Genomic DNA, 17,358 nt, shown 5'->3' with positions numbered 1-17,358 from the left:
GGGTGGGTTGGGTCCGAATAGATCGTCGCGGCTTCGTGGAGGATGCGGGTGAAGGCGCGGTGAGCGGTCGGCTCGTTCGCTAGGGCCTCGCCCATGAACGCGCCGGCCGGGGAGCGTCCGTAGGCTTCCACTACCTCCTTGAACAGGGACTTCTTGTCGCCGAAGGCGGCGTAGAGGCTGGCCGGCCTGATGCTCATCGCGTTGGTGAGTTCGCCGACGGAGGTGGCCTCGTAGCCGCGTTCCCAGAACAGCCGTGTGGCCTGGGCGAGGGCGGTGTCGCGGTCGAAGGTGCGTGGGCGTCCTCTTGCCATGGCCTCATTGTAGAGCGTTCGCTCAAGAATTCGTGCTATCTTCTTTGTTGAGTCATCGCTCAAGAAAGAGGGGGTCGTATGAGCACGCGGGTGCTGGACGGCAAGGTTGCGCTGGTCACCGGGGGCAGCAGGGGCATCGGACGGGGCATCGCTGAGCGGCTCGGCCGGGACGGAGCCGTGGTCGCGGTCGGCTTCGCCCGCAACCGGGCTGCGGCTGACGGGGTCGTTGAGCGGATTCGCAAGGACGGTGGCCGGGCCTTCCCGATCCAGGCGGAGCTGGGGAGGCAGGGCGACGCGGCCTCGCTGTGGGCGTCCTTCGATGCGGAGGTCGAGCGGCACTCGGTGGGGGAGGGCGTTGACATCATCGTCAACAACGCGGCCATCGGTCGCAGTTCCGACTTGGGTTCGCTGACCGAGGCCGAGTTCGACGAGCTCTTCGCGGTGAACGTCCGGGCGCCGTTCTTCATCGTCAAGGAAGGGGCGGGACGCCTTCGGGACGGTGGACGGATCATCAACATTTCCAGCGGCGTGGCCCGCCTGGCCATGCCGGAGATCATCGCCTATGGGGCCACCAAGGGTGCCCTGGACAACTTCACTCTCAACCTGGCCAAGCAACTCGGGCCGCGGGGGATCACGGTCAACTCGGTGGCGCCTGGAATCGTCGACACCGACACCAACGCCGGGTGGTTGCGGGGGAACGCGGAGGCCGAGGCTTATGCGGCGTCGTTGGCCGCGTTGGGGCGGGTCGGGCAGCCCGATGATATCGCGGGCGTTGTCGCGTTCCTCGCGTCCGATGATGCTCGCTGGGTGACCGGCAGGGTAATCGACGCGACCGGGGGTGCCGGGTTGTGACCCCGGTGGGATAGGCGTAGGTGGCCCGTGGGGGCCTCCGTCGAATGACGGATCATGGACGGTGGCTGTGCCGGAACCGAAGGTTTTGGATGTTGAGCCTTCGGGGCGCTCGCCTGCTGGGCATGGAGATGTGTGAGGTGAGGCCGGCCCATCTCCACTCCGGGTGCGGGGCCGCGGTGGGCCGCTCAGCCGGCGATGACCGGGGCAGACGAAGTTCCCCATGGCGGAACAGTTCGTCCGTGTGACTTCTATCGGCGCCACCAGCGGCGCCGCGGCGGGTGCGCGGCGAGCCTTTGGGGGAGGATGTCAGGGAGTTCCGGAATGGCTTCCGGTGCCGTTACGACGCGCAGTTCTTCGCGCAGATCCGCCGCTGACGGTCCCAGGAAATCCATGAGGTTCTCGGCCAACGGCACCAGCATGTCGAGCCGGGGGCGGTCGTCCATCGCGACCAGGCAACGGGCGAACACCACGTAGGTGGAGGCCAGTTCCCACGCGGTGTCCAGCTTCGCCGCGTCGAGGTCACCCTGCCGGATCTCGACGGCCAACGACGCCATCAGTGACGCCTGCACGAGGTCGTCGCGGTCGCCGCCGCTCTCCAGCAGGGCGGCGGCGTAGTGGTGATAGACGAAACCCATCGCCCTTTTCGTGTGCGGGCCAGCGGTCAGCGGGTTCGCCGCCTCGGCGATGCCCGATTCGGCCGCCTGTCTCAGGAGATCCAGGCGGGCGGCGTGGCGACCGGCGGTGAACTCGAAGCCGGCCAGATCGGCCATGGCGGTCAGTAGCTCGCCTAGTGCCTCGTCGCGGCGTCCCGTCTTCGGATCCGCGTGCTCGGCGTTCACCGCGTCATGGATCCGCGTGAACCAGGTGACCGCTTTCCGCCCCCTGTCCACCGCCTCGTCGGCACGACCCAGCATGGACAGCAGCGACGCATGCCGCCAGAGGGCGCGGGCCACCTGCCGCTCGTCGTTGCGGTCGACCTTGGCGGAGGTGTCGATCGCCGCCTCGTACGCCGAGACCACCCGGGTCCACAGCCGGTCCGCGTCGGACCAGGTCCTGCGATCGGCGGCGAGATTCACCGCCTGCTCGAACAGTTCTTCCCGCTCGTCCGGGTCCATGCGCGCACTCCTCGTTCCGCCATCATCAACCCAGATTGCGGCAACCGGCACAACCCGGTCCGTGCCCGGGAGGCTCGCCGGCAGCGAATTAGAACCTGTTCTTGTCTAATCGGGCCGCGGCGAGCAGGATGCGTCTCATGGACCTGGTCACTCTGGAAGAGATCCGGCGGCTCAAGTACCGCTACCTGCGCTGCGTCGACCTGAAGCTGTGGGACGAGTTCGCCGAGCTGTTCACCGAGGACGCCGTCGCCGAGTACGACACGCCCTTGCTCGGCAAGACGCTCCGGTTGGAGGGGCGGGACGCGATCGTCGACTACATGCGGGGCAATCTCGGCCCCGACAAGATCTCCACCCACACGGCGGGTGCGCCGGAGATCAACGTGGACGGGGATCGGGCGACCGGTACGTGGTCGCTGGACGACTCGATCATCCTGATCGAGCAGCGGCTGCTCATCCGGGGGGCCGCGTTCTACCACGACGTCTACCGGCGCGGCGCGGACGGGCGCTGGCTGGTCGAGAAGACCGGGCACAAGCGTACGTACGAGTACACGGTGTCGCTGGACGACATGCCGAGCCTCAAGTTCACCGCCGGGATTCCAAACTCCCGATGACCGGGACTCTCCATTGCCCCTACATAGAACGAGTTCTACCGTCCGTCAGACGTTGAGGGGAGTCAGGTGGCCATCGACTCAGCCGCAGGCAGTCCGGCTACGCGATCGTTCGCCGAGGCGATCGCGGAGGCCGAGCAGATCATCCGTAGCGCGCCGCACGTCAAGACCGACCAGGATCTGGCGGAAGGGCTCGACTACCTCGCCGGCAGCATCAAGGCGTCGCTGCACATGGTGCAGGCGTACCAGCACGAGTATCCGTATTTCGCCTCGTCCACCGGGCCGTACACGAAGCTCGGCCTCGACAACCCCGACACCCTGTATTTCCACGCCTACATCAGGGACGACGCGGAGTACGTCGTCACCGGGCGCCGGGGGAGCACCGCCGACCTGAGTTTCCAGATCATGAACGGCGACTACTCGCCCACCCAGTCGCCCGACAGCCTCACCGCGTTCGATGACCGGGAGCTGGACATCGCCGCGGACGGGACCTTCCAGCTCCGGTTCGGGCCGCCGAAAGCCGACCCCGAACCCGGCTACGTCGCCGTGGCGCCCGGGTCGGCGATGCTGATCGTCCGGGAGGTGTTCAGCGACTGGGAGAACGAGCGTCCCGGCGAGATCCGCATCCACCGGGCCGACACGCTCGGCACGTCGCCGCCGCCCGTTCCGTCCGAGCGGATGGCCCGCCGGTACGCGGTGGCCGGGAAGATGCTGGTCGCGCGGCTGCGCACCTTCCTCGCCTTTCCCGAATGGCACTACCTGAACCTGCCGGTCAACACGCTCACCGAGCCGCGCCCCACGCCCGGCGGGCTCGCCACGCAGTTCTCGTCCGTCGGCCACTACGACCTGGGCGACGACGAGGTCATGGTCATCACTGCGCCCGCCGCCCACCGGGAGGTCGCGCCCTACCAGGGCTTCCAGCTCGGCAGCATGTGGTACGTCTCGCTCGACTACATCAACCACCAGACCAGCCTCACCGCCGGCCAAGCCCGCGTGGACGACGACGGCATGATCCGGTATGTCGTTAGCGAACGCGATCCCGGTCTCGCCAACTGGATCGAGCGGACCGGCCATCGGCGCGGCTACCTCCAGTTCCGCTGGCAGCGGCTCACCCGCGACCTCACCCCGGCGGACGGGCCGAGCGTCGAGGTGATGCCCTTTGCAGAGCTGCCGCGACGGCTTCCCCATTACGAGCGGCAGCGGGTAACCGAGCAGGAATGGCGGGAGAGAATCGCCGCCCGGCAGGTGGCCGTCGCCAGAAGGATGCTCGGCTGATGGGCGCCGGACTGCTGGCCGGGAAGGTCATCGTCATCTCCGGTGTCGGTCCCGGCCTGGGACGCGGCCTCGCCCTCCAGTGCGCCAAGGCGGGGGCCGATGTGGTGCTCGCCGCGCGCAACGAAGGCCGGCTCGCCGAGGTCGCCAAGGAAGTCGAGGAAACAGGGCGCCGCGCGGTCTCCGTTCCGACCGATATCAACGACATGGCGGCCTGCGAACGGCTCGCCGAAACGGCGCACGACGCCTTCGGGCGCGTGGACGGCCTGGTCAACAACGCCTTCGCGACCCCGCCGCTGAAAGACCTCACCAAGGTCGACCTCGACGCCGTACGGCGCGGCTTCGAGACCAATGTGCTGGCCGCCCTGCACCTCACCCGCCTGTTCGTCCCGGCGCTCGAGGAGCACAACGGCTCCGTCGTGATGGTCAACTCGGCGGTGCTCAGGCATTCCCGCCGGACGTTCGGCGCCTACAAGATGGCCAAGGCCGCGCTCCTCGCCATGGCGCAGAACCTCGCGACGGAACTCGGCCCGCGCGGCGTGCGAGTCAACACGATCGCGCCCGGATACATCTGGGCCGACAACCTCAAGTGGTACTTCGACCACCTGGCGAAAAAACGAGGCGTCACGGCGCAGCAGATTTACGACGAGAACGCCGCGACCACCGACCTGCGTAAACTGCCCGACCCGGACGAGGTCGCCGATGCCGTGGTCTTCATGCTGTCGCCGCTCGCCCGCGCGGTGACCGGACAATGCCTGGACGTCAACGCCGGCGAATGGCACCACTAGAAAGGGCGCCCGCATGACCCAAGGCCGCGAAACCGTGGGCACCGTCGAGGACCTCCACGCCTCGGCAAGCAGGATCACCGGCCTGGACGACTTCGGTGAGGACGACTACCTGGACGGGCTGAAGGTGCTCCTGGAGTCCTACGACAAGGACGCCGGGCTCACCCCCCTCGGCAACAAGGCGCAGCGCGCGATGCTGCGCGGCGCGCTCGCCGCCCGGCAGTTCTCCGAGGCGGCGTGGCGGCGGCATCCCGAGCACGCGGACGTCCCGGTCGAGCGGCCGATCTTCGTCACCGGCCTGCCCCGCACCGGCACCACCGCGCTGCACCGGCTGCTCACCGCCGACCCCGCCCACCAGGGCCTCGACCTCTGGCTCGCCGAGGTGCCGCAGCCGCGCCCGCCCCGCGAGACGTGGGCGGACGACCCGGTCTTCCAGGCCATCGACGCCGGATACCGGCGGCACCACATCGAGAACCCGGAGTTCATGGGCGTCCACTACATCTCGGCGGACTCCGTCGAGGAATGCTGGCAGCTCCTCCGCCAGAGCATGCTGTCGATCTCCTTCGAATGCCTGGCGCACCTGCCGACGTACTCGGAGTGGCTCGCGGGCCGGGACTGGACGCCCGCCTACCGCAGGCACCGCCGCAACCTGCGGCTCATCGGCCTGAACGACCCTGGGCGGCGCTGGGTGCTGAAGAACCCCAGCCACCTGTTCGCCCTGGACGCGCTGCTGGACGTCTACCCCGACGCGCTGATCGTCCAGACGCACCGGGACCCGCGGACGGCGATGGCGTCCATGTGCAGCCTCGCCGCGCACGCCACCGCGGGCTGGTCGGACGTCTTCACCGGCGCCGTGATCGGCCGCGACCAGCTCGAACTCTGGAGCCGCGGCCTGGAGCTGTTCCGCGCGGAACGGGCCCGCCGCGATCCCGCGCAGTTCGTGGACGTCCACTATGACGACTTCGTCCGCGACCCGGTCGCGACGGCGGAGGGCATCTACCGGCACTTCGGGCTCCCGTTCGGCGACGACGCCCGGACGGCGATGACGAACCTGCACAAGGAGAGCGCCACCGGTGCCGCCAGGCCGTCCCACCGCTACGCGCTCGAAGACTTCGGCCTGACGCCCGAGCAGGTCGAGGAACGCTTCGCCGACTGAGCGACCTGCCCGGGCGAGGCTGCCCGTCCAGTGCCGATGCGGACTGTCAGGCGGCGCGGCCGGCGGTGAAGAGGTAGGCGAGGACGGCGTCGGCCAGGACGGCGGAGCAGTCCGGTGACAGGCACAGCACCCACGTCCGGCGGCGGAGCCTGGCGAAGCGCCCGACCTCCGCCCCGCCCGCGTCGAGGACGGAGTGCACATCGCCGGTGTGGCCGCGCGTGGTGGCCATCTCGCCCAGGAGCCGTCCGTCCGGCGCTTCGACGCGGGGACGGTCCGACTGGAGCGCGAGGTGCGGGACGATCGCCTCGGGCCGCCCGTCCGCGTCGAGCATGAGGACCTCGCCGGCCCGCCGCTCGACCACGAACGCGATCTTCCCGTCGGGCCGCCGGGCGGACGCGAACCGCCGCCGGTCGGCCCCCTCCGGAACCGGCATGTCCGGATCTCCGAACCGCACGCGGAGATGCTCCTCCCCGCCGGGACGCACCGCCCCGCCGCGGTTCACCTCCAGGACCAGGAAGTGCTCGGGGGCGTCCAGCAGTCGCCGCGCGGTGTCCTTCACCTCCCGGTCGAACCGCCACCTGACCAGGAGGTAGAGCGGGACGCACACCGCCAGGACCACCGCCGGGAGGTACAGCGGAGCGTCCGGCCAGAGGCTCCCGGCGTGCGCGTCCATCGGCCCCGGTCCGAGCCGGGCGTCGACGGTCTGGCCGACGTCCTCGGGGCCGGCGTGCGACACGGTCGTGGAGTGCCGTTGCCCGTCTCCGTCCGTCCACGAGCCGTGGCATTCGTGGCCGTAACGCGGCTGGCGCTCGCACCGGTCGATCCGCACCGACACCCGCTCGCCGAACAGGTGCGTGTAGGTCGTCGCGGCGGGCGGCAGGAGCAGCGCGAGGCAGGCCGAGGCGAGCAGCCGCCTCGCGTGGCGGCGTCTCCGGGCTCCCATCATCGGGATCTTCTCCGCCGCCAGGGTGTCGCCGATACCGGCCGAAGGCAGTCTAGTGACGGTGCGCCCGGCTCTTGAGCGACTCTTCGGGGGAGCCGCGGCTTATCCGTGGGGTGGCCCGGGTAGTGCACCTGTGCCATCCTGAGCGCCCAGGTACTGGCCGCCGCTTTCCCGGAGTTCGACTTTAGGGGACGAGCCGATGACCGAACCGGTCCCGCCAACACGCAGGAATCGCGCCAGCCTCAGCTACAAACTGCGGTACGCCGCCAAGAACCCCGACAAGATCAAGCCGTATCTGGCCAGAACGGCGCGCGACCTGAAACTGCGCGTCACCAGCCGCGACCATGTCGCCTACTACCGGGCCGTGATGCGGTCCGACGCGGCCAAGAGCCCCGAGGCCGCCGTCGGGAGCCGTAGCCGGGAGCGCTGGCTCAAGCTCGGCCAGATGCAGTTCGACTACCTGCTCAAACACGGGCTCAAGCCCGATGACCGGATGCTGGAGATCGGCTGCGGGAACCTGCGGGCCGGGTGGCGCTTCATCGACTACCTCGACACCGGCAACTACTACGGCATCGACATCTCGCCCGACATCCTGCTGGCCGCGCAGGACACCCTCGTCCGCCAGGATCTGGCCGACAAACTGCCGCACCTGACGCTCGTCAACGACCTCACGCTGCGGTTCCTGCCGTCGGACCATTTCTCGGTCGTGCACGCGCACAGCGTTTTCAGTCACTCGCCGCTCAGCGTCATCGACGAATGCCTCGCCAACGTCGGCCGGGTCCTGGTCCCCGGCGGCTTCTTCGACTTCACCTTCGACCGCACCGAAGGAGCCGAACACCACGTCCTGCGGGAGGACTTCTACTACCGCACCGAAACGCTGACCTCGCTCGCCGAGAAGCACGGATTCACCGCCCGGTTCATGGACGACTGGGAACAACTCCCGCACGGGCAGTCCAAGATCCGCGTCACCAACCCCGCCTGACGGCCCCGGCCGTGGTCACGGTGAAACGCCGGAACCGCCGATGCCTGGGCATGGGCACAGTGTCGCCGCCGGAACCTTGACGGCGACCCCCGATGATCAGAAGCTTTGGGCCCGGATGGTCATCACGAGGGGTTCGCTCCCATGCTGCGACGGCTCATCGCCCTTTTCTGCGTCCTGCTGCTGTCCCTGTCGGTCGTGTCGCCCGCGCACGCGGACGGCCGCCGGCACCACCCGCGTCCCGTCGTGTTCGTGCACGGGTTCAGCGGCTCCGCCGGCCAGTTCGAGACCCAGGCGCGGCGCCTGACGTCCAACGGCTACCCGGCCCGCTACATCGAGGGCCACGAGTACGACTCGACGTTCACGGTCACCACCGTGCAGCAGGTGTTCGCGTCGCTGGACGACCGCATCGCGCGGCTCCTCGACCGCACCGGCGCCGACCGGGTGGACCTGCTCGCCCACTCGCTCGGCACCGCGCTGATGCAGAGCTACCTGCGAAGCTCGCCCGCTCGGGCGGCGACCGTCGCGCACTACGTCAACCTCGACGGCGCCGTCTCGGAGAACCAGCCGGGTGACGTGCCCACGCTGGCGGTGTGGGGCGAGGGGCCGGCGGAACGGGAGGTCGGCGGCGCCGCCAACGTGTACTTCGCCGACCAGTCCCACACCCAGGTCGTGACCTCGCCCGAGACGTTCGCGCGGTTCTTCGAGTTCTTCAACGGGCGGGCGCCGCGCACCACCCGGATCGTCCCGGAGCGGCACATCTCCCTGTCGGGACGCGCGGTGCACTTCCCGTCCAACGTGGGCGCGGCCGGTGCGCGGCTGGAGATCTACCGGGTGGACCCCTACACCGGGGCGCGCACCACCCGCCGTCCCCTCGCCGCCTACGACCTCGCCGGGGACGGGTCGTGGGGCCCGTTCAAGGGCCGCGGCGACGCCCACTACGAGTTCGCGGTCGTGTGGGACGAGTCGTCCGTCCACCACCTGTACTTCCAGCCGTTCCGCCGCACCGACCGGCTCGTCCGCCTGCTGACCAGCCGTCCCGGCGAGGGCCTGTCGGGCCTCGTGGAGACCGGCGACCACCACTCCGCCCTCACCATCAGCCGCCAGAAGGAATGGTGGGGCGACCAGGGAAGCGCGGGCGACGCCCTCTACCTCAACGGGCGGCAGGTGCTGAACGCCGCCAACGCGCCGCGCACCAAGCGCGCCATCGGCATCTTCGCCTTCGACGCCGGACGCGACCGCGTCACCGACCTCGGCGCGCCGATCCCGGCGTTCTTCGCCACGCCGTTCATCACCGGGATGGACGTCTTCGTCCCGGCCGGCCGGCGTCCGATCTCCATCGTGTCTCAGCCGCGCGGCGGGGACGGCCGCGTCGACGCCCTCGCCGTGCCCGCCTGGCCGTCCAGCGACCACCGCATCTCCGTCCAGCTCAACGACCACCCGAACTGACCCGCACCCGAACTGACCCGGCCACCCGAACGGAGCCGCGCCGCCGGTCCGGGACGCGCCCGGACCGGCCCGGCCTCTGCCGTCACCCGCAGCGCGGTGTCTCAGGCGTCGCGGCGGCGGAGTGCGGCGTGCCCGGCGAGCAGTGCGGCCGCCGCCCAGGCGGCGAGGATCAGCAGGCCGAGCGCCGGCGGGTACGTCCCGGACTCGCCGCGCATGAAGGCGGCCCCGGCGACGGCGGGCATGAAGTCCGCGACGCGTTCGAACACGGTGAGGTCGCTCGCCTGCAGGCTGGCGGGCACCACCAGGACGACCAGGAAGATCACGATCAGCGTGCCCGCCGCGCCGCGCAGCAGGGCGCCGACGCCCACGGCGAAGACACTGATCAGTGCCAGGTAGGCGCCGACGGCGAGGACGTCGCCGAGCCAGGCGGCGAACTCGAACCGGCCCCAACGGCCGAGGAGCGGCAGCGCCGCCAGCGACCCGGCCGCGGCGAGGACGGTACCGGCGGCGCCGCCGATGACGCCCGCCACCAGGGTCTTGGCCGCCAGCAGCTCGCCCCTGCGCGGGATCCACTGGAGGGTCGTGCGGATCGCCCCGGTGGAGTACTCGGCCGTGATCAGGAGCATGGCCAGCCCGATCAGGACGAACTGGACGAGGTCCACCGCGCCGATGGCGATCGTCCCGGCGGCGACCACGCCCTTGTCGTCCGACGGGTCGTCGTTGCCGTTGGCGTTGACGGTGTAGACGGCCAGCTGGAGGCAGGCCAGGCCCATCAGGACGGCCGCCCCGAACAGGTTCCACCAGGTGCTGCGGACCGTCCACGCCTTCGTCCACTCGGCCGCCACCGCACCCGGCAGGCGTCCCCCGGACGCGGTGCCCCGCGGCGGGGTCCCGGTCACGGCGGTCATCGGGCCTCCCCGGTGGACGCGGCGAACCCGGTGGACGCGACGAACTCGGTGCTTTCGGCGGTCAGCTCCATGTAGGCCTGTTCGAGCGTGGCCTCCAGCGGGCTCAGCTCGTGCAGGAGGACGCCGAGGCGGTGGGCCGTCTCGCCGACGGACTCCACCGTGGTCCCCGAGAGCAGCAGTTCCCCGGGCGAGACCTCCTCGGCGGTGACGCCCCGCCCCGCCAGGTGGGCGGCCAGTTCCCGCAGCGCCTCCGGGTGCGGGCCGCGGACCCTGACGCGGCGCCGCGAGCTTCCGGCGAGGATCTCGGTGACCGGCGCGTCGGCGATGAGCCTGCCCTTCCCGATGACCACGAGCCGGTCGGCGGTCCGCTCCATCTCGCTCATCAGGTGGCTGGACACGAAGACCGTGCGTCCTTCGGCGGCGAGGGAGCGCATCAGCTCGCGCACCCAGCGGACGCCGTCGGGGTCCAGCCCGTTCACCGGCTCGTCGAACATCAGGACCGGCGGATCGCCGAGGATCGCGCCGGCGATGCCGAGCCGCTGGCTCATGCCCAGCGAGTACGTCCCGGCCCGCTTGCCCGCGGCGTCCGCCAGCCCCACCAGGTCGAGCACCTCGTCGACCCGCCGGCGGGGGATGCCGTTGCTGCGCGCCATCGCCAGCAGATGGTGGCGGCCGCCGCGGCCGGGGTGCACCGCCCGCGCGTCCAGCAGCGCGCCCGCCTCGCGCAGCGGATGCCGGAACCGCGCGTACCGGCGGCCGGACACCAGTGCCGTGCCCGCGGTCGGCTCGTCCAGGCCGAGGATCATCCGCATGGTGGTGGACTTTCCGGCGCCGTTCGGGCCCAGGAAGCCGGTCACCAGGCCGGGTTCGATCGTCAGGGACAGGTCCGCCACGGCGGTCGTCCCGCCGTAGCGTTTGGTCAGGCCGGTCAGGGTGATCATGTGCTCTCCCTCGTGGTCACCCGGGAAAGCTAGGGAGCGGCGTGCGGCGCCCGCGACGGCCGATCGTCACCCGGCACCCCTGACTTTCGGCAGACCGGCCCGGCCGGACGCTCAGGACGCGGGCCCGTTCTCCGCCTCCGGGTGGCCGTGCTCGCCGAGCCAGTAGGCGAGGCGTCCGCGGCGGCCGACCGCGCGCAGCCGGCGTTCGGTGGCCTCGCGGACGGCCTCGGCGGTGACGACGAGGACCTCGTCCCCCTCCATCAGGATGGTCGTGGGGCCGGGGACCAGGGCCGCGTCGTCGCGGACGATCAGGCTGACGACCGCGGCGCGCGGAAGGCGCAGCTCGGAGATCTCGACGCCGTGCAGCCGGGAGCCGACCGGGACGGTCAGGGTGAGCAGCTCGGCGCTGAGCGTGTCCAGGGGGGCGGCCTCGACCTGGACCTCGCGGGCCTGCCCCGGCTGTGTCACGCGGAGCAGCCGCGCGGCGGCGGGCAGGCTCGGCCCCTGGACGAGGGTGAACACCACGACGAGCACGAACACGACGTGCAGCAGGTCCCGCGCCCCTTCGACGCCGGAGACGATGGGGAACGTCGCCAGCACGATCGGCACGGCGCCGCGCAGCCCCGCCCAGGACAGGAACGCCTGCTCGCGCCAGGGAACCCGGAACCACGGCAGGCACGCCAGCACCGACATCGGCCGCGCGACCAGCAGCAGGACCAGGCCCGCCACCACGGCAGGCGCGACCGCCTCGGGAAGCTCGCTCGGATTGACCAGCAGGCCCAGCATGACGAACAGGCCGATCTGGCCCAGCCAGCCGGCGCCCTCGGCGAACGACCGGCTCGCGGCGCGGTGCGGCAGCCGGGAGTTCCCCAGCACCACCCCGGACAGGTAGGCGGAGATGATGGCGCTGGCGCCCACCACCCCGGCCGCGGCGAACGCGAGAATGCCGAAGCCGAACGTCGCCAGCGGGTACAGCCCGGTGGCGGGCAGCGCGATGCGCCGCAGTGCGAGGACGCCGAGCCGGCCGAGGACCATGCCGAGGGCCGCGCCCGCGCCCAGCTGGAAGAGCAGGTTGCCCGCGACGTAGCCGGCGCTCGGGAAGGTGCCGGCGCTGCTGAACACCAGCACCAGGATGATCGTGGGCGCGTCGTTGAGTCCCGACTCGGCCTCCAGCAGGCCCTTGACCTTCTCCGGCAGCGGCAGCGCCCGCAGGACGGCGAACGTCGCCGCGGCGTCGGTGGAGGACACGATCGCGCCGAGCAGCAGCGCCAGCCGCCACTCCAGGCCCAGCAGCCAGTGCACGCCGGCGGCGGTGACGAGCATGGAGACGGCGACGCCGACGGTCGCCAGCACCCCGGCCGGTGCGAGCAGCCGCCGCAGGCTGTTCCACGACGTGGACAGGCCGCCCTCGATGAGGATGAGGCCCAGCGCGGCGGTGCCGAGCGCCTGGGCGAGCTGGGCGTCGTCGAAATGCAGGCCGATCCCGTCCTCGCCCATGATCAGGCCGACCGCCAGGAAGAACAGCAGGCTGGGCAGCCCCACCCCGTGCGCCACCCGCACCGCGGTGATGCTCACCAGCAGGGCCGCGCCACCGGCCAGCAGCACCAGGTACAGGTGCTGCAACGTCATCGTGTCCCCCCGCCTTCATCGCCGTACCCGCATCTTGCCCTGCCGGAAGAGGGCCGCCCGCACCGGGACCCTGCGTTCTTGACCTTGGTCGGTCGGATCAGGTGTGACTTCCGGTGGCTGGGTAGCCAGATAGCGGCGAGACGTCGGGGGCTGCGACGACCGGCTGCATAGGGGGTTGACCGTCATGGCGGAGGATGTGCGCCTCGGCACGCTGACCACGCAGATACCCGCGCGCATGGACCGCCTTCCGTGGTCGCGATTCCACTGGATGATCGTCATCGGGCTCGGCACGGTCTGGATCCTCGACGGGCTGGAGGTGACGATCGTCGGGTCCGTCGCCGCGCGGCTCACCGAAGAGGGCAGCGGCGTCAGCCTCTCCGCGGCCGACATCGGGTACGCGGCGGCGATCTACGTCGCGGGCGCCTGCTCCGGCGCGTTGTTCTTCGGGCAGCTCACCGACCGGTTCGGCCGGAAGAAACTGTTCCTCATCACGCTGGCCGTCTACGTCGTCGCGACGGTGGCGACCGCGTTCGCGTTCGCGCCCTGGTATTTCTTCATCTGCCGGTTCGTCACCGGCATGGGCATCGGCGGCGAGTACGCGGCGATCAACTCGGCGATCGACGAGCTGATCCCGGCCCGCGCCCGCGGCCGGGTGGACATCATCATCAACGGCAGCTACTGGCTGGGCGCCGCCGGCGGCGCCCTCGCCGCCGTGGTCCTGCTCAACACGAACTTCTTCCCGATCGACCTCGGGTGGCGGCTCGCGTTCGGCGCGGGCGGCCTGCTCGGCCTCGTCATCATGTTCGTCCGGCGGCACGTCCCGGAGAGTCCACGCTGGATGTTCATCCACGGCCGCGAGGAGGAGGCCGAACGGCTCGTCGACGGCATCGAGCGCCGGGTCCGCGAGGATACCGGGCAGGAGCTGGACGAGCCGGCCGAGAGCATCACGGTGCGGCAGCGCAAGGCCATCCCCTTCCGGCAGATCGCCGAGGTCGCGTTCAAGGCGTATCCGAAGCGGGCGGTCCTCGGGTTCGCCCTGTTCGTCGGCCAGGCGTTCCTCTACAACGCGGTGACGTTCGACCTCGGCACGATCCTGAGCGGCGTGTTCGACGTGGCGTCCGGGACGGTGCCGTACTTCTTCGCCCTGTTCGCGCTCGGCAACTTCCTCGGCCCGCTCCTGCTCGGACGGCTGTTCGACACGGTGGGCCGGGTGCAGATGATCTCCGGGACGTACTTCACCGCGTCCGCCCTCATCGCCCTGCTCGGCGCCCTGCTGGTGACCGGGTCGCTGACGACGTGGACGTTCATGGCGCTGATCGGCGTGACGTTCTTCTTCGCGTCGGCGGGGGCCGCCTCCGCCTACCTGACGGTCAGCGAGATCTTCCCCATGGAGACGCGGGCGCTGGCCATCGCGTTCTTCTACGCGATCGGCACCGCAACCGGCGGGATCACGGGCCCGCTCCTCTTCGGCAGGCTGATCGAGACGGGCGAGGGGAGCATCATCGCGTACGGGTTCTTCCTCGGGGCCGGGATCATGGCGCTGGGCGGCGTCGCCGAGCTGGTCTTCGGCGTCCGGGCCGAACGGGCCACGCTGGAGAACATCGCCAAGCCGCTCACCGCGCACGAGGCCGATGAGGAGGAGCCGGCGGAGGAGCCGGAGAAGGAACCGGCGGACGTGCGGCCGGGGCGCCGCGCCGCGCTGGAGGCCCGCCGCCACGCCGAGGAGCAGCGGGCGCACGCGGCCGAGCACCGCGCCGTCATCCACGAGCTCGCGCCGCGGGCGGACGAGGGGGACCGCGACGCCGTCGAACGGCTGCGGGTGGAGGAGGTCCTCGCGCAGACCGCCGAATGGGAGGCCGAGCGCCTCAGCTACCAGGCGACCGCGCATGAGGAGCGGATCACCGCGGAGGACGCCGCCAGCGGCGGTGAGCGCCGCAGTGCCCTGGAGCGCGCCGCCGCCGCCGACGAACGCGCCCTCTCCCTGCGGCAGCGGGTGGAGGCGCTCACCGCCGCGAACCGGGAGAACGCGGAGACGCACGCGGCGCTGGCGGAGGCCGCGGCCGAGCGGGCGCGGACCCGCGAGCAGCGCGCGATGGCCGAGGCGGCAGAGGCCAGGGCCGCGGAGTCCGAGGGCATCGAGGCCGAGATCGCCCGCGCCGAGGCCGAGACGTACGGTGAGTGGGAGAAGATGCACGCCGAGCTTGCACGCGCCCACGTGGCACGTGCCGAGCGGGACGAGGACGAGGCCGCCCGGTACGAGCAGCAGGCCGACGTCCACCGGATGCGCGCCGAGTCCGCCGCCGACCGGATGGAGGCCGCGCAGCACCGCTCCGCCGCCGCGTCCCTCGCCGCGGAGACGGGCACGGCCGAGCAGGTGCGGCGGGAGCGGGAGGCGGCGGCGGAACGGCGGCGCGCGGCCCGCGAACGCGACGAGCGCATCCGGGAGCGCGTCCTGCGCCGCCAGCGTGCGCGGCCCACGGGGTGGCGCCGCCTGGTCCCCGGCCCCGGCGGGACGTTCTACGCTCCGTGGATGCTCGGGATGGGGGCCCGGGCGGCCGAGTCCGACATCGCCCTGGACCGCGAGGTCAACGCCATCGCCCAGGCCCTCAACGAGCACGGCCCGACCAGCCGGCAGCGCCTCGCCGAACTGGTCGGCGCACGATACTGGGGGCCGGGCCGGTTCCGTGCCGCGCTGCGCGAGGCCGTCCATGAGGGACTCGCCCGGCCCCAGGCGCGCAACCGGTACGCGCCGCCGCCCGAACCCGCCGAGCCGGAGTCCGACCGATGATGCGCTGCCGACTTCTCGGCCACGATTACCATTTCACCGCCGCAGCCGAAACGATGCGCTGGGACTGCGTCCGAGAATGCGGGGCCGGTGGCAGCAAGACCTACCCCACCGCCGCCGACGCCCGCCGCTACGCGGCCGCATTCGATCGCAAGGACCGCGACGACCTGGGAAGGCGTGCGCCCCTGATCGGTCTGTTCCCGCTGCGAATCCTCCGGGCCATTCGCGGGCAAAAGCGCGCCTGAGGGCCGCGCGTAGCACCGAGCTTCCGGGGCCGTCAGCAATAGGTCGGTGCGGCGCTCGACGGGGGCCGGAATTTCGGCAAAGGGGCTGATTGCGCTAACGCGCTGCGCGCACGCAGGACGCATTCCGGTGCGGTAGGAGAAGCTCTCGAACACTGTCGCCGGGGTGATTTCAGTGATCGTTTGCTGTGTCCGTGAGGTGCGCACCGCGGCGGCCGTTCGGGGTGCCGCGACGCCGACGCCGACGCCGCGGAAACCGGCGCCATGGCCGAGGGCACCGGACTCGGGGGATGTGCTCCGGCCCTCGATGGCGCCCGCGCGGCGGCCCCGGCCGAGCACCTCTGCCGCGACGATATGCCTTCTGACCTGGCAGTTCATGCGCTCAGCGCAACCCGGGCGGACGGTGTCCCCGATGCCGGGTCGTCGCGAGCAACCCTCGGCCGCCGGTCGCCGGTGGCGGCCGAGGGTTGACAGGCGGGGGGCGAAGAACTTATATCTAGACTTACTCGCCCCGATTCCACCCACTTGCCCGGCTTCCACTTTCGGAAGATCACCGGATGACCGGGACGGCGAAACTCCTCCCCGCGGTATCGCGGGAGTCCGGGAACGATCCCACCCGGATGCCGGTGACCTCGGCAGGTCACCGGACTCACGATCACGGTTAACCGATATTTAACCTGCGCGTCCTCATTCGGCGCGCTGTTCGGCGTTAATCCACGGCGCGCCCGACGGCACCGCGTGCCGGTGCCGGGGCGCGGTGCCGGCGCGCGCAGAAGTCGGTCCAGCGCCACGGGTGCATCGACACCCCCGTCTTGAGTCGGGTTTTCCGCAGACGACAGGAAGCGAGTCGCATGAGCGGCCTTATTGTCCCGCCAGGTCAGGGACGAAAGCTCGTCACTAAGGCACAGGAGATCACCTTCAAGGTCACCGAGGCGGACGGCTCCGTCATCTCGACGTTCGAGGTGGTGGTGCCGCCCGGGTTCGACGTGGGGGCCCACGTCCACCAGCACGCGCAGGAGTTCTTCTACGTCCTGGAGGGGGAGATCGACCTGCTGGCGTTCGAGCCGGTCGAACGCACCGAGGGGGACTGGCGGGACTGGAAGTCCCCCGCCGGGGACGGCGTCGTCCGCGCGGGCCCGGGCAGCTGCATGTTCGTCCCGCCCGGATGCCCGCACGCGTTCACGAACGCCACCGACGAGCCGGTGCGCATGCTGTTCCAGAGCCACCCGTCGCCCGATCACGAACGCTACTTCGAGGAGATCGCGGAGATCTTCTCCAGCGGCCGCTCCGTCGACTCCGGCGCGGTCCAGCGGATGCGCGAACGCTACGACATCAGCCAGATCACACCGCTTCGCTACGGAAGCCCGGCATGACGGGAGGTGA

Annotated in this window: 16 protein-coding genes; 10 read left to right on the top strand and 6 right to left on the bottom strand. The window is 71.0% G+C overall.

The window, feature by feature from the left end; genetic code table 11:
* Positions 1 to 311, bottom strand: a 311-nt coding sequence (locus tag E1289_RS21955) for a TetR/AcrR family transcriptional regulator (protein ID WP_131983062.1), incomplete at its 3' end; no start/stop codon positions are given.
* A 78-nt stretch (positions 312 to 389) separates the two neighbouring features.
* On the opposite strand from E1289_RS21955, the gene E1289_RS21950 reads away from it, so the two are divergent.
* Positions 390 to 1,163 (top strand): SDR family oxidoreductase, encoded by a 774-nt coding sequence (locus tag E1289_RS21950; RefSeq protein ID WP_131983060.1) that lies wholly within the window; start codon positions 390 to 392, stop codon positions 1,161 to 1,163.
* A gap of 248 nt (positions 1,164 to 1,411) precedes the next feature.
* On the opposite strand, the gene E1289_RS21945 is transcribed toward E1289_RS21950, so the two are convergent.
* A complete protein-coding gene (locus E1289_RS21945) occupies positions 1,412 to 2,278 on the bottom strand; it encodes a hypothetical protein (RefSeq protein WP_131983058.1) in 867 nt (288 codons plus the stop codon).
* 137 nt (positions 2,279 to 2,415) lie between these two features.
* Here E1289_RS21945 and E1289_RS21940 point away from each other — a divergent pair, with 137 nt between their 5' ends.
* The 4 genes from E1289_RS21940 (at position 2,416) to E1289_RS21925 (ending at position 6,099) form a co-directional block, all read left to right on the top strand.
* The gene (locus E1289_RS21940) at positions 2,416 to 2,889 is read left to right on the top strand and encodes a nuclear transport factor 2 family protein (protein ID WP_131983056.1); all 474 of its coding nucleotides are present in this window, start codon (positions 2,416 to 2,418) and stop codon (positions 2,887 to 2,889) included.
* Between the two features lie 66 nt (positions 2,890 to 2,955).
* Complete coding sequence (locus E1289_RS21935; RefSeq protein WP_243713048.1) at positions 2,956 to 4,161, top strand: hypothetical protein; 1,206 nt, start codon at positions 2,956 to 2,958, stop codon at positions 4,159 to 4,161.
* Complete coding sequence (locus E1289_RS21930) at positions 4,161 to 4,946, top strand: SDR family oxidoreductase (RefSeq protein ID WP_131983054.1); 786 nt, start codon at positions 4,161 to 4,163, stop codon at positions 4,944 to 4,946. Before E1289_RS21935 ends, E1289_RS21930 begins: the two co-directional genes overlap by 1 nt.
* 13 nt (positions 4,947 to 4,959) lie before the next feature.
* Positions 4,960 to 6,099 (top strand): sulfotransferase, encoded by a 1,140-nt coding sequence (locus tag E1289_RS21925; protein ID WP_131983052.1) that lies wholly within the window; start codon positions 4,960 to 4,962, stop codon positions 6,097 to 6,099.
* A gap of 46 nt (positions 6,100 to 6,145) precedes the next feature.
* On the opposite strand, the gene E1289_RS21920 is transcribed toward E1289_RS21925, so the two are convergent.
* Positions 6,146 to 7,042, bottom strand: a complete 897-nt coding sequence (locus E1289_RS21920) for a hypothetical protein (protein WP_131983050.1) — start codon at positions 7,040 to 7,042, stop codon at positions 6,146 to 6,148.
* A gap of 199 nt (positions 7,043 to 7,241) precedes the next feature.
* Here E1289_RS21920 and E1289_RS21915 point away from each other — a divergent pair, with 199 nt between their 5' ends.
* Both E1289_RS21915 and E1289_RS21910 read left to right on the top strand, forming a co-directional pair.
* Positions 7,242 to 8,024 (top strand): class I SAM-dependent methyltransferase, encoded by a 783-nt coding sequence (locus tag E1289_RS21915; RefSeq protein WP_131983048.1) that lies wholly within the window; start codon positions 7,242 to 7,244, stop codon positions 8,022 to 8,024.
* Between the two features lie 141 nt (positions 8,025 to 8,165).
* Positions 8,166 to 9,470, top strand: coding sequence for an alpha/beta hydrolase (locus tag E1289_RS21910; RefSeq protein ID WP_131983046.1), 1,305 nt, complete (start codon positions 8,166 to 8,168; stop codon positions 9,468 to 9,470).
* Between the two features lie 101 nt (positions 9,471 to 9,571).
* Here E1289_RS21910 and E1289_RS21905 read toward each other — a convergent pair whose 3' ends face one another.
* The 3 genes from E1289_RS21905 to E1289_RS21895 form a co-directional block, all read right to left on the bottom strand.
* Complete coding sequence (locus E1289_RS21905) at positions 9,572 to 10,378, bottom strand: ABC transporter permease (protein ID WP_131983044.1); 807 nt, start codon at positions 10,376 to 10,378, stop codon at positions 9,572 to 9,574.
* On the bottom strand, positions 10,375 to 11,319 hold the full coding sequence (locus tag E1289_RS21900; protein WP_131983042.1) for an ATP-binding cassette domain-containing protein: 945 nt from the start codon (positions 11,317 to 11,319) through the stop codon (positions 10,375 to 10,377). The genes E1289_RS21905 and E1289_RS21900 overlap by 4 nt, the downstream gene beginning before the upstream one ends.
* Before the next feature lie 111 nt (positions 11,320 to 11,430).
* Entirely contained in the window at positions 11,431 to 12,948 is a 1,518-nt protein-coding gene (locus tag E1289_RS21895; protein ID WP_131983039.1) for a potassium/proton antiporter, read from the bottom strand.
* A gap of 184 nt (positions 12,949 to 13,132) precedes the next feature.
* On the opposite strand from E1289_RS21895, the gene E1289_RS39715 reads away from it, so the two are divergent.
* The 3 genes from E1289_RS39715 (at position 13,133) to E1289_RS21880 (ending at position 17,348) form a co-directional block, all read left to right on the top strand.
* Positions 13,133 to 15,736: an MFS transporter gene (locus E1289_RS39715; RefSeq protein WP_243713046.1), complete on the top strand. Its 2,604-nt coding sequence runs from the start codon at positions 13,133 to 13,135 to the stop codon at positions 15,734 to 15,736.
* Positions 15,733 to 15,978, top strand: coding sequence for a hypothetical protein (locus E1289_RS21885; RefSeq protein ID WP_131983037.1), 246 nt, complete (start codon positions 15,733 to 15,735; stop codon positions 15,976 to 15,978). Before E1289_RS39715 ends, E1289_RS21885 begins: the two co-directional genes overlap by 4 nt.
* An 848-nt stretch (positions 15,979 to 16,826) precedes the next feature.
* Entirely contained in the window at positions 16,827 to 17,348 is a 522-nt protein-coding gene (locus tag E1289_RS21880; RefSeq protein ID WP_131983035.1) for a cupin domain-containing protein, read from the top strand.
* Positions 17,349 to 17,358 lie beyond the last annotated feature (10 nt).

The organism is Actinomadura sp. 6K520 (assembly GCF_004349245.1).
Classification (GTDB): domain Bacteria; phylum Actinomycetota; class Actinomycetes; order Streptosporangiales; family Streptosporangiaceae; genus Spirillospora.
The sequence above is the reverse complement of the archived record's forward strand: the minus strand, read 5'-3'. Positions and strand labels throughout refer to the sequence as shown.

Excerpts from the sequence above, each read along its gene's own strand:
- E1289_RS21950 (WP_131983060.1), top strand. The coding sequence starts at position 390 with ATGAGCACGCGGGTGCTGGACGGCAAGGTTGCGCTGGTCACCGGGGGC.
- E1289_RS21945 (WP_131983058.1), bottom strand. The coding sequence starts at position 2,278 with ATGGACCCGGACGAGCGGGAAGAACTGTTCGAGCAGGCGGTGAATCTC.
- E1289_RS21940 (WP_131983056.1), top strand. The coding sequence starts at position 2,416 with ATGGACCTGGTCACTCTGGAAGAGATCCGGCGGCTCAAGTACCGCTAC.
- E1289_RS21930 (WP_131983054.1), top strand. The coding sequence starts at position 4,161 with ATGGGCGCCGGACTGCTGGCCGGGAAGGTCATCGTCATCTCCGGTGTC.
- E1289_RS21925 (WP_131983052.1), top strand. The coding sequence starts at position 4,960 with ATGACCCAAGGCCGCGAAACCGTGGGCACCGTCGAGGACCTCCACGCC.
- E1289_RS21920 (WP_131983050.1), bottom strand. The coding sequence starts at position 7,042 with ATGGGAGCCCGGAGACGCCGCCACGCGAGGCGGCTGCTCGCCTCGGCC.
- E1289_RS21915 (WP_131983048.1), top strand. The coding sequence starts at position 7,242 with ATGACCGAACCGGTCCCGCCAACACGCAGGAATCGCGCCAGCCTCAGC.
- E1289_RS21910 (WP_131983046.1), top strand. The coding sequence starts at position 8,166 with ATGCTGCGACGGCTCATCGCCCTTTTCTGCGTCCTGCTGCTGTCCCTG.
- E1289_RS21905 (WP_131983044.1), bottom strand. The coding sequence starts at position 10,378 with ATGACCGCCGTGACCGGGACCCCGCCGCGGGGCACCGCGTCCGGGGGA.
- E1289_RS21900 (WP_131983042.1), bottom strand. The coding sequence starts at position 11,319 with ATGATCACCCTGACCGGCCTGACCAAACGCTACGGCGGGACGACCGCC.
- E1289_RS21895 (WP_131983039.1), bottom strand. The coding sequence starts at position 12,948 with ATGACGTTGCAGCACCTGTACCTGGTGCTGCTGGCCGGTGGCGCGGCC.
- E1289_RS39715 (WP_243713046.1), top strand. The coding sequence starts at position 13,133 with ATGGCGGAGGATGTGCGCCTCGGCACGCTGACCACGCAGATACCCGCG.
- E1289_RS21885 (WP_131983037.1), top strand. The coding sequence starts at position 15,733 with ATGATGCGCTGCCGACTTCTCGGCCACGATTACCATTTCACCGCCGCA.
- E1289_RS21880 (WP_131983035.1), top strand. The coding sequence starts at position 16,827 with ATGAGCGGCCTTATTGTCCCGCCAGGTCAGGGACGAAAGCTCGTCACT.